The sequence below is a fragment of the Robiginitalea sediminis genome (assembly GCF_002198115.1).
In the GTDB taxonomy this organism is placed as follows: Bacteria; Bacteroidota; Bacteroidia; order Flavobacteriales; family Flavobacteriaceae; genus Robiginitalea; species Robiginitalea sediminis.
In genome coordinates this window covers 902993-917035 of sequence record NZ_NGNR01000001.1, presented here as the reverse complement: position 1 = coordinate 917035, position 14043 = coordinate 902993, and the positions used below count along the sequence as shown (strand labels likewise).

At 57.3% G+C, this 14043-nt stretch carries 9 protein-coding genes; 7 read left to right on the top strand and 2 right to left on the bottom strand.

The annotated features are described in order from the left end of the window. Positions 1-54: 54 nt before the first annotated feature. The 6 genes from CA832_RS04105 (at position 55) to CA832_RS04080 (ending at position 11267) form a co-directional block, all read left to right on the top strand. Complete coding sequence (locus tag CA832_RS04105; RefSeq protein ID WP_088340274.1) at positions 55-1074, top strand: ligase-associated DNA damage response exonuclease; 1020 nt, start codon at positions 55-57, stop codon at positions 1072-1074. A 1-nt stretch (position 1075) separates the two neighbouring features. Then, on the top strand, positions 1076-2689 hold the full coding sequence (locus tag CA832_RS04100; protein WP_088340273.1) for an ATP-dependent DNA ligase: 1614 nt from the start codon (positions 1076-1078) through the stop codon (positions 2687-2689). Then, on the top strand, positions 2686-5166 hold the full coding sequence (locus CA832_RS04095; protein WP_088340272.1) for a ligase-associated DNA damage response DEXH box helicase: 2481 nt from the start codon (positions 2686-2688) through the stop codon (positions 5164-5166). Before CA832_RS04100 ends, CA832_RS04095 begins: the two co-directional genes overlap by 4 nt. A gap of 42 nt (positions 5167-5208) precedes the next feature. Continuing rightward, positions 5209-5865, top strand: a complete 657-nt coding sequence (gene pdeM / locus CA832_RS04090; RefSeq protein WP_088340271.1) for a ligase-associated DNA damage response endonuclease PdeM — start codon at positions 5209-5211, stop codon at positions 5863-5865. Positions 5866-5934: 69 nt separating this feature from the next. Next, a complete protein-coding gene (mfd, locus tag CA832_RS04085) occupies positions 5935-9294 on the top strand; it encodes a transcription-repair coupling factor (protein WP_088340270.1) in 3360 nt (1119 codons plus the stop codon). A 50-nt stretch (positions 9295-9344) separates the two neighbouring features. After that, positions 9345-11267, top strand: a complete 1923-nt coding sequence (locus CA832_RS04080) for a CocE/NonD family hydrolase (protein WP_088340269.1) — start codon at positions 9345-9347, stop codon at positions 11265-11267. Here the strand turns inward: CA832_RS04080 and CA832_RS04075 are convergent. Beyond that, positions 11264-11923: an aspartate kinase gene (locus tag CA832_RS04075; protein ID WP_088340268.1), complete on the bottom strand. Its 660-nt coding sequence runs from the start codon at positions 11921-11923 to the stop codon at positions 11264-11266. The two genes, CA832_RS04080 and CA832_RS04075, sit on opposite strands and share 4 nt — an antisense overlap. A 52-nt stretch (positions 11924-11975) precedes the next feature. Next, the gene (locus CA832_RS04070; protein WP_158211877.1) at positions 11976-12335 is read right to left on the bottom strand and encodes a YraN family protein; all 360 of its coding nucleotides are present in this window, start codon (positions 12333-12335) and stop codon (positions 11976-11978) included. 194 nt (positions 12336-12529) lie between these two features. Between CA832_RS04070 and CA832_RS04065 the strand changes: the two genes are divergently transcribed. Next, positions 12530-14038, top strand: a complete 1509-nt coding sequence (locus CA832_RS04065) for a DUF1800 domain-containing protein (protein ID WP_088340266.1) — start codon at positions 12530-12532, stop codon at positions 14036-14038. Positions 14039-14043: the final 5 nt, after the last annotated feature.

The following is a 14043-nucleotide window of genomic DNA, read 5'->3' as shown; positions in this document are numbered from 1 at the left end:
TCCCGACAGAAGCCCCTTCCCTCAAAAAGGAGAATTGCGTACCTTCACCCGGCTATGGAAAGACCCCTGCTGGAATTCACGGATAAGGGCATCTACTGTTCCCGGGCCGATGTTTACCTAGACCCCTGGAAGCCTGTCAAAAAGGCCCTGATCACGCATGGCCATTCGGACCACAGCCGTTGGGGCCACCAGCACTACCTCACCCACCACCTCAATGCCCCCATCATCAGGCACCGCCTGGGTGATATCCGTGTGGAAACGGTGCAATGGGGGGAAACCCGGAACCTGAACGGGGTTAGCTTCAGTTTCCACCCCGCCGGCCATATTGTGGGCTCTTCCCAGGTCCGGGTATCATACAAAGGCGAAACCTGGGTCTTTTCCGGAGACTATAAACCGGAGCCGGATGGGCTCTCCACGCCTTTCGAGCCGGTGCGCTGCGATACGTTTATCACGGAATGCACCTTTGGGCTTCCGGCCTTTTCCTGGAGGCCACAGCAGGAGGTTATCGAAGACATCCAGCACTGGTGGATAGCCAACAAGGCTGCCGGCAAGACTTCGGTCCTCTTTGCCTATTCCCTGGGTAAGGCCCAACGCCTGCTGGCCGCCCTGGATACATCCATAGGACCTGTCTATACCCACGGGGCCATAGAGAATATGAATGAGGTCATCCGGGGGATTACGGCCCTGCCGCCTACCCGGCGGATTACGGCCGACACCCCCAAAGAAGAAGTGCGGGGGCAGTTGGTGTTGGCCCCACCAAGTGCCCACGGGAGTACCTGGATGCGCCGGTTGGTGCCCTACGAAACTGCGACTGCCAGTGGCTGGATGGCCTTTCGCGGGGCCAGGAGGAGGCGGGCCGTAGACCGGGGCTTTGTCCTGAGCGACCACGCCGACTGGACCGGGCTGCTCCGTACCATTTCGGAAACGGGGGCGTCCCGGGTGATCTGCACCCACGGGTACGCCGACATCTTCTCCCGCTTCTTAAGGGAAGAAGGCTACGATGCCCGGACCGAGAGTACCCAATACGAAGGGGAGAGCCCAGAAGGCAAAGACGAAACTAACGAAGAGGGATAAGATGGAGCGATTCGCATCCCTGATCCGCACCCTGGACAGCACCAACAAGACCACCCGGAAGGTGGAGGCCCTGGCCGAATACTTCCGGGAGGCCGAAGGCCCGGACAAGGTCTGGGCCATTGCCCTGTTGTCGCACCGGAGACCCTCACGGCCTGTCAATACGCGACTTCTGCGGGAATGGGCGGCTGAGGTCTCGGGGATCCCAATGTGGCTTTTCGAGGAGAGCTACCATATTGTGGGGGACCTGGCCGAGACCATTGCCCTGGTCCTCCCCGACAGGGATCAGCCTACCCCCCTGCCCTCCCTTGCGGAATACCTGGCCGATATGGTTTGGCTCAAATCCCTTGACGAGGCCGGCAAGAAAGCCTATGTCCTGAGGCACTGGCAGCAACAGGGGTACTATGAGCGCTTCGTGTTCAACAAATTCATTACCGGGGGGTTTCGCATAGGCATCAGCCAGAAACTCATGACCCGGGCCCTTTCGGCCGCTACCGGAGTGGCGGAAGAGTTGCTGGCCTACCGCCTGATGGGCAACTGGGACCCCCAATCTGTCTCCTTCGAACACCTGGTCCTGGAGGAGCGGGAAGCCGATAAGGCCTCCAGGCCATTCCCGTTTTTCCTGGCCCATGCCCTGGAAGGGCAGCCCGCAGACCTGGGAGCGACAGACCAGTGGCTGGCCGAGCACAAGTGGGACGGGATCCGGGCACAGCTCATCCGCCGGGAAGGACGCCTCTTCGTCTGGAGCCGGGGCGAGGAGCTGGTAACCGACCAGTATCCGGAATTTGAGAAGCTCCTGCCGGTGCTCCCGGAGGGCACGGTGATCGACGGGGAAATCCTGCCTTTTCCCAAGGGGCAGGTTGGGAGTTTCCGGGACCTGCAGAAACGTCTGGGCAGAAAAACCATCAGTGCCAAACTCCTGGAAAAAACACCTGTGATCCTCCGGGCCTATGACCTGCTGGAATGGGAAGGCCAGGACATCCGGCACCTGCCCTTCAGCCAGAGGCGCCAGCACCTTGACGCGTTAATAGGGCCCCTTTCCGGCGAGGCAGGACTACCCCTGGACCTTTCCGAAACCATGGCCTTTGGTCAATGGGAGGAGGCAGCCCAAGAGCGGAATCGTTCCCGGGAGGTCCGCTCGGAGGGCCTGATGCTCAAACGCAAGGATTCGGCCTATGGGGTAGGCCGGAAAAAGGGGGACTGGTGGAAGTGGAAGGTAGACCCTTTTACCGTAGACGCCGTGTTGACCTACGCCATGCGGGGGCACGGGAGGCGCAGTAATCTGTTTACGGATTACACCTTCGCGTTGTGGGATGAAAAACAGGACGGCACCCGGGAACTGGTAACATTTGCCAAGGCCTATTCCGGCCTTACCGATGCGGAGTTCAGGGAGGTGGATGCCTGGATCAAACGCCATACCCTGGAGCGCTTCGGGCCGGTGCGCTCGGTCCAGCCCGAACAGGTCTTTGAAATTGCCTTTGAGGGGATTGCCCGCTCCGGAAGGCACAAAAGCGGGGTAGCTACCCGCTTCCCGCGCATTGTACGCTGGCGAAAAGACAAGACCATTGAGGCCGCGGACAGCCTCCAATCCCTACTGTCCTTAATCCCCGACCCATGAAAGCAGCGAAAGACAGGCACCAGAAGTGGACCGAGCAGGCTACCGCATGGTTCCACGGGCAGGGCTGGATACCCTTTCCCTTCCAGGTACAGACCTGGGAGGCCTTTCTGGACGGCAAGCACGGGCTGCTCAACGCCCCCACCGGGAGCGGGAAGACCTACGCCCTCTGGTTCCCTATCCTGCTGCAATACATGAAAGAACACCCAGGGTTCCGAACTAAGCACCGGAAAGGCCTTAAGGCCGTATGGATAACCCCTTTGCGCGCGCTTTCCCAGGAAATCCACCAGTCTGCCCAACGGATCCTCCAGGACCTGGACATCCCCTTCGAAGTGGGTATCCGTACAGGGGACACCTCCACGGCCCAACGCGCCAAACAGCGCAAAGCCATGCCGGACCTGCTGATCACCACCCCGGAAAGCCTGCAACTGCTGCTGGCGACGAAGGGGTATGCCAAAACCTTCGCCTCCTGCACGGCTGTCGTGGTAGACGAATGGCACGAATTGCTGGGAAGCAAGCGCGGGGTACAGATGGAACTGGCCCTTTCCCGCCTGAAGTCCGTCTGCCCCCAATTGCGCATCTGGGGCATCTCAGCAACCATCGGCAACCTGGAACAGGCCCGGCAGGTCCTGTTAGGGCCGGGTTCAGAAGCCCTGGAAAATTCCGTGATGATCCGGGCCCATGTCCCCAAGCGCATCGTGGTAAAAAGCCTGTTGCCCGAGCGCATGGATACTTTTCCGTGGCGGGGCCACCTGGGGCTGCACATGCTCGAATCCATCATCCCCATTATCGAAGCAAGCAAAACCACGCTGATCTTTACCAACACCCGGGGCCAATGCGAAATTTGGTTCCAGAAATTGCTGGAACGCCACCCGGAACTGGCCGGGGAAATAGCCATGCACCACGGCAGCATAGACAAGGAAACCCGGCTCTGGGTGGAACAGGCCATCCGAAACGAAAGCCTTAAGGCGGTGGTGTGCACCTCAAGCCTGGACCTGGGCGTGGATTTTGCCCCTGTGGAAACCGTCATCCAGATAGGCGGGCCCAAAGGGGTAGCGCGCTTCCTGCAACGGGCGGGGCGCAGCGGGCACCGGCCGGGGAAGGAAAGTGTGATCTATTTCCTGCCAACCCATGCCATTGAATTGGTGGAAGCGGCCGCCCTGCAGCAGGCAGTAAAATTACAGGCCGTGGAAGACCGCACACCCTACCTGGGCAGCTTCGACGTCCTGGTGCAGTACCTCACCACCCTCGCCGTCTCCGACGGCTTCCATCCCGAGACCATTTACAGGGAAGTCTGCCAGACGTTCTGCTACCAGGCGCTGAGCCAGGAGCAATGGGAATGGCTGTTGAACTTCCTGGTCCTGGGAAGCCAGAGCCTGCAGTCTTACGACGAATACCGCAAGGTAGAGGTAGAAGCTGACGGGCTTTTGAAGGTTACCAACCGCGGAGTGGCCATGCGCCACCGGTTCCAGATCGGGACAATTGTGGGGGATGCCCAGCTCACCGTCAAATACCAGAAAGGGGGCTATATCGGCACCATAGAAGAGTACTTTATCTCCAAGCTCAAGGCGGGGGACGTGTTTACCTTTGCAGGGCGGAACCTGGAATTTATCCGGATCCGGGACATGGTGGCCCTGGTGCGGAATTCCTCCCAGAAAGCCGGAAAAACCCCAAGCTGGATGGGCGGGCGGCTTACCCTTTCGAGCGAGATGTCGCGGATCCTCCGGGAGGAACTCTACTCCGCGGCCATGCCCGAGGAGCAGCAGGCGGAGGAAATCCGGGCCCTGCAACCGCTATTCGAGCGGCAACGCCTGGAAAGTATCGTCCCCGGGCCCGACCAGCTGCTGCTGGAAACCTTTAAAACCCGGGAAGGGCACCACCATATCTTCTACCCATTCGAAGGACGGTTTGTCCATGAGGCTATGGCCAGCCTGCTGAGCTACCGCATCAGCCTGTTGACCCCCATTACCTTTTCCCTGGCCTATAACGACTACGGGTTTGAGCTGCTCTCGGACCAACCCCTGGATGTCCGCATGGTGTTGGACAACGATTTATTCAGCCCGGAGTATCTGCTGGACGACCTGCAGAAGAGCCTGAACGCCACCGAGATGGCCCGCAGGAAATTCCGGGACATCGCGGTAATCAGCGGGCTGGTTTTTTCGGGATACCCGAACAAAGGGGTTAAGATGAAGCACCTGCAAAGCAGTTCCCAGCTGCTTTTTGAAGTCTTCCGCGACTATGAGCCCGACAACCTCCTTTTCCAGCAGGCCTTTACCGAAACCTTCGAACACCAGTTGGAGGAAGGCCGCTTGAGATTGGCCCTGGAGCGGATCCAAGGCCAGGAAATTGTTTGGAAGGCCTGTACGAAACCCACCCCGTTTTCCTTTCCCATCATTACCGACCGCCTACGGGAAAAGCTCAGCAGTGAAAAGCTCGCCGACCGCATTAAGCGCATGACCCGGATCCTGACAGGAGGGTGACAACCGGGCGGAGGGCCACTTTAAAATGATACCTTTGCCCCAATGCTACACCTGGAAAATATCGCTGGGGAAACCCTGGAGATGCACCCCTGGGGAGGGCTGTTCTGGCGCAGCCGGGGGATGCTCCTGCTAAGCGACCTCCACCTGGGGAAGGTGACGCATTTCCGCAAATACGGGGCGGCTGTACCCCTAAAGGCCCTGAAGCGCAATTTTAGCCGGCTGCAACAGTTGCAGGAGGTTTTCCGCCCGGAGACAATCTGTTTCCTTGGCGACCTCTTTCATTCCCACCTCAACCGGGAATGGGACTTCTTCGAGTCCTGGGCCGGTGCCTGTTCTGCACGGCTGGAACTGGTGGTGGGCAACCACGACATCATTGACCCGGTACGGTTCGAAGCCCTCGGGATTCGCCTGCACGAAAGCTGGCAAACCGGCCCTTTCGAGCTCACCCACCACCCCATGGAGTCCCCTGGGCGCTTCAATATTGCCGGGCACCTGCACCCGGCCGTGCGCCTGGCTGGGAGTGGGCGCCAGCGCCTGCGCCTGCCGGTGTTTTACCTGAGGGAGAAACAACTCATCCTCCCGGCCTTTGGCGCCTTTACCGGGATGCATGTGGTGTCTCCTCAACCCGGGGAGCGGGTTTTTGCCCTGACCCCGGAAGCTGTCCTCCCTCTGGAAACCCCCAATACAGCGGACGGATAGAGATAAACGGCCGGTGAGGTTGCCCGGGTGGCCCTTTCCCTGTATTTTTGCACAAATTTTCGACCTCTCTTGAGTCTGGCCGATATCCGGGAACGCTTTGCACAGGCCCCTGCCCTGGGGGATCTGCGGGAAGCTATGTCCGGCTCCCAGGGCATTGTGCACCTGAAAGGGTGCCCCGGGTCTGCCCTTTCCTTTACCATAGCGGAGGTTTTTGGGGCGTTGGAATCGCCCATGCTCCTGCTTCTGGAGGACAAGGAGGAGGCCGCTTACCTGCTCAATGACCTGGAAGCCCTGGTGGGGCGCGACCAGGCCCTGTTTTTTCCCGGCAGTTATCGCAGGCCCTATGAGATCGAATCTACGGACAACGCCAACGTTTTGTTGCGGGCAGAGGTCCTGAGCCGGATCGATTCCCGCAAAAAGCCGGCCCTCATTGTGAGCTACCCCGATGCCCTCTTCGAAAAGGTCGTTACCCGAAAGCAGCTTCGCAAAAACACCCTGGGCCTTAGGGTTGGGGACAGCCTTTCGTTGGACTTCCTCAATGAAACCCTTTTCGAATACCATTTCCGCCGTGTCGATTTTGTTACCGAGCCCGGGGAATTCTCCGTAAGGGGTGGTATTGTAGATGTTTTTTCCTTTTCGCACGACGAACCCTTCCGCATCGAATTCTTCGGGGACGAAGTAGACAGCATCCGCACCTTCGATGTGGAGAGCCAGCTCTCCACGGGTCAGGTGAAGAAAATCAGCATCATCCCCAATATGGCCGACAAGCTTTTGCACGAACAGCGCGTAAGCTTCCTGGAATACATCCCCGAGCAGACCATAGTCCTGATCAAACACCCCCAAGTGGCGGCCAGCCGCCTGGACGGTCTCTTCGGGAAAGCAGAAGAAGCCTTCGGATCCCTGGAAGGTGAAACCTCCCGCGCCAAACCGGCGGACCTCTTCCTGAACGGGGCAGCCCTTACGACAGGGCTGGAATCCTTCCGACGGATCGTTTTAGGTGCCGGGGGCGAAAGCGCCGGGGTAACGGCAACCCTTGGCGCCACCCCCCAGCCAGCCTTTAACAAGCATTTTGAAATGCTGCGGGACAGGCTGCTGGAAAACAGCGAAAAGGGGATGCGCAATTTCCTGTTCTGCGCCTCGGAGCAACAGGCCAAACGGTTCCACGATATCTTCGATGAGATCGGGAAGGACATCCCCTACGAAACCCTGGTCCACCCGCTCTACCAGGGCTTTGAAGCCCCGGAACTTGGGTTGTGCTGCTATACCGACCACCAAATTTTTGAGCGCTACCACCGCTTTACGATCCGCAATGGCTACGCCAAGAAGCAGGCCATTACCCTGAAGGAGCTCAATAAGCTGGAAATCGGGGATTACGTGACCCACATAGACCACGGCATCGGCACCTTCGGGGGGCTGCAGAAAATCCAGGTGGAAGGCAAAACCCAGGAAGCCATCAAACTCATTTACGGAGACCGGGACATCCTCTATGTAAGCATCCATTCCCTCCACAAAATCGCCAAATACAACGGGAAGGACGGGGCGCCGCCGAAAATCTACAAACTCGGATCAGGGGCCTGGAAGAAACTCAAGGCGAAAACCAAGTCCAGGGTCAAGAAAATAGCCTTCAACCTCATCGAGGTCTATGCCAAGAGAAGGCTCCGGAAGGGATTCCAATACGCCCCGGACAGCTACCTCCAACACGAGCTGGAGGCCTCCTTCCTCTATGAAGACACCCCGGACCAAAGTACGGCCACCGAAGCCGTTAAGACAGATATGGAAAGTGAGCGCCCCATGGACCGCCTTATCTGCGGGGATGTGGGCTTCGGGAAAACGGAGATCGCCATCCGGGCGGCATTCAAGGCGGTCGATAACGGGAAACAGGTGGCGGTACTGGTGCCCACCACGATCCTGGCCTTCCAGCACTACCGCACCTTTACCGAACGCATGGCCGAGATGCCGGTACATGTGGACTACCTGAACCGCTTCCGCTCCACCAAAGCCCGGCGGCAGCTGTTGGACAACCTGGCCTCCGGGAAGCTGGACATTGTGATTGGCACCCACCAGCTGGTGGGCAAACAGGTAGCCTTCAAGGACCTGGGCCTGCTTATTATAGACGAGGAGCAGAAGTTCGGAGTCTCGGTCAAGGACAAGCTCAAAAGCCTCAAGGAGAACATAGACGTGCTAACGCTCACGGCAACCCCCATCCCTCGCACCCTCCAATTCAGCCTGATGGCGGCCCGGGACCTGTCGGTGATCAATACCCCTCCCCCCAACCGCTACCCGATAGAAAGCCAGGTGATCCGTTTCGACGAGGCCACCATCCGCGATGCCATCGCCTATGAAATCCAACGGGGCGGCCAGGTCTTTTTTGTGCATAACCGCATTGAGAATATCCGGGAAGTGGCAGGGATGCTGCAGCGCCTGGTGCCCGATGCCAAAATAGGGGTGGGCCACGGGCAGATGGAAGGCAAAAAGCTGGAACAGCTCATGCTCGATTTCATGAACGGGGCCTTCGATGTCCTGGTCTCTACCACCATCATCGAAAGCGGCCTGGATGTGAGCAATGCCAATACCATCTTTATCAACAATGCGAATAACTTCGGCCTCAGTGACCTGCACCAGATGCGGGGCCGGGTGGGGCGCAGCAACAAGAAGGCATTTTGTTATTTCATCACCCCGCCCTACGATGTCATGACCCCGGAGGCGCGCAAACGGATCCAGGCCCTGGAGCAGTTCACGGACCTGGGCAGCGGGTTAAACATCGCCATGAAGGACCTGGAAATCCGCGGGGCTGGAGACCTGCTCGGGGCGGAGCAAAGCGGCTTTATCAACGAAATCGGGTTTGAGACCTACCAGAAAATCCTCGCCGAGGCCATCGAAGAACTTAAGGAAAACGAATTCCGGGAGCTCTATGAAGAGGTCGAAGGGCCGCGGGACCACTTCGTGAAGGAAACCCAGATCGATGCAGATTTTGAATGGCTCTTCCCGGACGATTACATCAACAATATCTCCGAGCGGCTGAGCCTCTATACCGAGCTCAGCGAATGCCGGGACGACACTGCGCTTAGTGCTTTCAGGGCCAAACTCGAAGACCGCTTCGGCCCGCTGCCGGCCCAGGCGGAAGACCTGTTGGAATCCATCCGCCTGAAGTGGCTGGGTGCCCACCTGGGCCTGGAAAAAATCGTCATGAAAAACGGGAAACTCACCGGGTACTTTATTTCGGACCAGGAATCCGGGTTCTACCAGAGCACTGCCTTTTCGGGTATTATCAGGGCCATGCAATCCGGGAAGCTAGACGGCACTATCAAGGAAAAGCAAACCCGCAATGGCCTGCGGCTGCTGCTGAGCCTGGACCACATCGGTTCCGTTTCCGATGCCCTTATACGCCTTCAGGCCTTAAGCGGGGCCGCTACCCCGGCAGAAGCCTGACAGAGAATCCCGGAATTGCTATCTTAGGGAACCGAAAAAAACCCTTGCAGATGACATTCCGTATCCTACTGTTGCTCTTTATTCTGGTTTCCCCGTTTAGCAGGGCCCAGGAAGCAGACTCCACGTTCCTCCGACAGCATTACGACCTAAGCGAATACCACATCCCCATGAGGGATGGGGCCGAGCTCTTCACCGTGGTCTATACCCCCAAGGACAAGAGCCGTACCTACCCGTTCCTGATGAACCGCACCTGCTACAATGCCTCGAACTACACCGATTACCAGGTGCGCCGCTACCCGTCGGATTTCCTGATACGGGATGGCTATATCCTGGTGTACCAGGATGTGCGGGGCCGCTATATGAGCGACGGCACCTTCGACAATATGCGCCCCAACATTCCCGGCAATGACCCCGGGGACCCCGATGCCATCGACGAGAGCTCGGATACCTACGATACCATAGAATGGCTTTTAAAGAACATCGACAACAACAACGGAAGGGTCGGCATGTACGGGGTCTCCTACCCCGGGTTCTACACTGCGGCGGCCCTGCCGGATGCTCACCCTGCGCTTAAAGCTTCCTCCCCCCAGGCGCCTATTGCCGACTTCTTCTTTGACGATTTCCACCACCAGGGGGCCTACCTGCAAAGCTACACAGCAGCCTTTGCCGTGTTCGGGTACCAGAAAACCGAACGTACCCGGGAGCCCTGGTACCGGGACAAACTGATGCGGTTCTACGAGGCCCCGGCTGCAGACGGGTACGACTTCCACCTGGCCCAGGGCCCGCTGAAAAACATCACCGAGAAATACCATCACGACAATTTTTTCTGGCAACAGATCGTGGAGCACCCCAACTACGACGAATTCTGGCAGAAACGGAGTATCCTGCCCCACCTGAAAGGCATTGACCATGCCGTAATGACCGTGGGCGGGTGGTTCGACGCCGAGGACCTGTATGGCCCGCTGAATATCTACAAGACCGTAGAGGTGAACAACCCCAAGGCGAAAAACACCATAGTGATGGGCCCGTGGGACCATGGCGGATGGGCCCGGGAACGGGGAAAGACCACCCATAACCACATCTACTTCGGGGACAGCATCTCCACGCACTACCAGCGGGAAATCGAAAGGCGCTTCTTCAACTTCCACCTCAAGGACGAAGGGGAGGACACCTTGCCCGAGGCCTATATGTACGATACGGGGACCAAGGAGTGGAAAAGCTTCGATTCCTGGCCCCCGGAGGAGGTTAAACCCCTGGCGCTTCGCTTTGGGGAAGATGGCCGCCTGACCCTTGGAGATGCGGTGGATGCTTCTGCCGTATTTTCCTATGTGAGCGACCCCGATAAACCGGTGCCATACACCTCCCAGACGGAAGGGCTGACCTTTACCCCAAGGAGGTTTATGAGCGACGACCAGCGGCATGCCGCCCGCCGCCCGGATGTCCTGACCTTCCAGACCGAGCCGCTGTCGGACCCGGTTACCCTGGCGGGGGAACTACTGGCCCAACTCAAAGTGTCCATGACCGGCACCGATGCGGATTTTGTGGTTAAGCTCATTGATGTATACCCCCAGGACCACCCCAACTACGAACACAACCCGGAGAACATCGTCATGGGCGGGTACCAGCAACTGGTGCGCTCAGAGGTCTTCCGCGGCCGGTTCCGCAACAGTTTCGAAACCCCGGAGCCCTTTGTACCCGGGGAGGTTTCGGACGTGAATTTCCGCCTGCAGGACGTGTTGCATACCTTTAAGCCCGGGCACCGCATCATGGTCCAGATCCACAGCACCTGGTTTCCGTACATAGACCGCAACCCCCAGAAGTATGTGGAGAATATCTACGAGGCCTCGGAAGGCGATTTTATTAAATCCACCATTAGCGTGCACGGGAGCTCCGTGATTCAGGCCGGGGGTAAGGTTGACGACCTGTCACCTCAGCCAGCGGCGTTTGAGGGGGAGCGTTTTATCCGGGATTAGAGGGATTTCAGGTCCTTGATTACAGAGAAGGCGATATCTACCTGCTCCTCGTCTACCAGGATGGTGAACTCGTTGGTAGTGGAAATAACCTCATAGAGGACGATACCCTCCCAGGCCAGGCGTTGGAATATAAAGTAATAGATGCCCGGGACCGATACGTTTTCGGCCGGGAGTTTAACGGTTATGGAGGAGAGGTTCTCCGCCTTCTGGGTGAGGCGTTCGCCCTGGAACAACTTTTCAACGACCGCGTCCAGGCTGTTGCTCACTACGATATTCAGCTCATTGACCCCCCGGGAGGAGGTGTAGAACACATCCTGGTTCCGGTTGATTTCCTCCAGGAGCTTGCCCTGGTTCTTCAGCAGGGTATCTGACAGGAGGAAGGTAAAATCCGTGAGCGAGGATCTGACGGTAATTTCCCCGATATTCTTCAGGACCTTCACAATCCGGTGGGTGGCCCGGAATTCCAGATCGTCCGACAGGCGTTTGAGTGCCATGACAATGGCCCCGTTGCGCACTTCCTTTCCAAGGTGTTCTTCGATCTCCGGCTTCACCTGCCGGGCCAGGGAGGTCAGGTTAATAATACCCTGTGCCAGGGCGGTTTGCAGAAAGGGTTTCTTCTTGATGTAGTGTTCTACAACGGAGGAAATGGTTTTCATCGATTGGCTGTTTGCTCCAAAAATAACTTTTTGTTACAAAACAAACAAATGTTTAGAAATGATAGAAGGCGGATTCCAGGTGGACCAGATCGTACCCATGACCCGTCCGCAAGACCTGTATGACGTCGAAGCGCACCTCCCCGTGCCAACCCATAGACGCCACCAGGTGATCTGCCACGGCGACCAGCCGCCGGATCTTGCTCCGCGGAATACTCTCTGCCAGGGATTCATAAAAGCGTACGGTCCGGGTTTTTACTTCCACAATCACCAGAATTGTACCGCAGCTGGCTACCAGGTCTACCTCTGCCTTGCGGTACCTGTAATTCCGGTGTAATATCCGGTATCCCTTTTGTTGCAAGAAGGCTGCCGCCAATGCCTCTCCTTTTGAACCAAACGAAGTGGTCGTCTCCATGGCTTTCGATTTAAATTGTGAAGATTTTGTGCATTTCATCGAAAAAAAATGCCGTTCACCGCAATTTTCAATCAAAGCCTGTATTTTCAGATCGCATTACAACGAAAAAGCCACGCCTATAATAATAAGCCTTTTGTACGCGCGTTAAGAATTTGCCCCTAAACACATGAACGTTCTTAAAGCCTACAACAACTATGGAGTATTTCGTGAATTGCAATACGGCCTCCCTTGCGCCGTATGCACCTCCCCTGGACCGGACCAGGGTGGAACACCTGTTTAGACGGCTGGGGTTCAGTGCCTCGGTAGACCGCGTAAACCAAGCGGTTGGCCAGTCTGCCAATGCTTTGGTAGACACCCTCATCAGCGAAGCCCTAACCATGCCCCCGCAGGCAGCCCCTACCTGGGCCACCTGGACCCGGGCCAACTACCCGGCAGACGACGATGCCGCAGGGCAGGAAATCCGCTCCCAGAGGGAAACCTGGAGGCTGGACTACACCCGCGGCCTGCTGACCAACAACCTAAGGGACCGCATGAGTTTCTTCTGGAGCAACCATTTCGTTACCGAAATTGACATTTACGAAGGACCTGCCTTCCTGTATGAATATACCAACTGCCTGCAGCGCAATGCCCTGGGCAATTTCAAGACCTTTGTGAGCGAGATAGGCCTGACCAATGCCATGCTCTTCTACCTGGACGGGGCCTACAACAACGGGCAAAACCCGAATGAGAACTACGCCCGGGAATTATACGAACTCTTTACTCTGGGCGAAGGCAACGGCTACACCGAGGACGATATCATCGAAACGGCCCGTTCCCTCTCTGGGTATACCAACCGGGGCGAAGTCCGGTGGACACCCGTGACCTTTGACCCCACCGAGCACGATACGGGAAGCAAAACGATCCTGGGCCAGACGGGGAACTGGGGGTATGACGACACCATAGACGTGTTATTTGCCCAACGCCCGAATGAGATCGCCGAATTCATCTGCCGCAAACTGTATGAATACTTTGTGCACCCTGATTCCATGGATGCCACGGGCAATGCCCAAACCATTATCTCCGGGATGGCCGCAACCTTCCTGGCCAACAATTTCGAAATTGCACCTGTGCTCTCCCAACTTTTTAAGAGCGAGCACTTTTTTGACGACAATGCCATTGGGGTAATCATCAAAAGCCCATTTGATCTGTACCTCAACTTCATAAACGAATCCAATTTTACCTACACCGACACCACCCTGTCGTTTGCTATGGATTCTTCGGCTTTATTGGGGCAGGAGGTTTTCGACCCCATTGACGTGGCCGGGTGGCAGCGGGACCGGACCTGGATCAATACCAATTTTATTATTGGCCGCTGGCTGACCATGGAGGTACTCATCGAGGGGTTCTTCCAGAACAACCCAGACCAGTTCCGGACCCTTGCCATGGATGCTGTTGGCCCGGCCGACAGCAACACCAGCAACCCGGACACCGTGACCCGTGCCCTGGTGGACAAATTCCTACCCAAAGGACTGCTCACCGAACAGGATTTCCAGAATGCCCTCTCGGTCTTCAAGATTGAGGATGTGCCGGAAAACTACTACGGTTCGGATTACACCCCGGGGGGCCTCGGCCTCTGGATGCTGGCTGTTAGTCCCGAAGTGCCCCAGCAGGTCTTCCTGCTGCTGATGTACCTCTCCCGTCAGCCCGAATTTCAACTCAAATAAAGCCT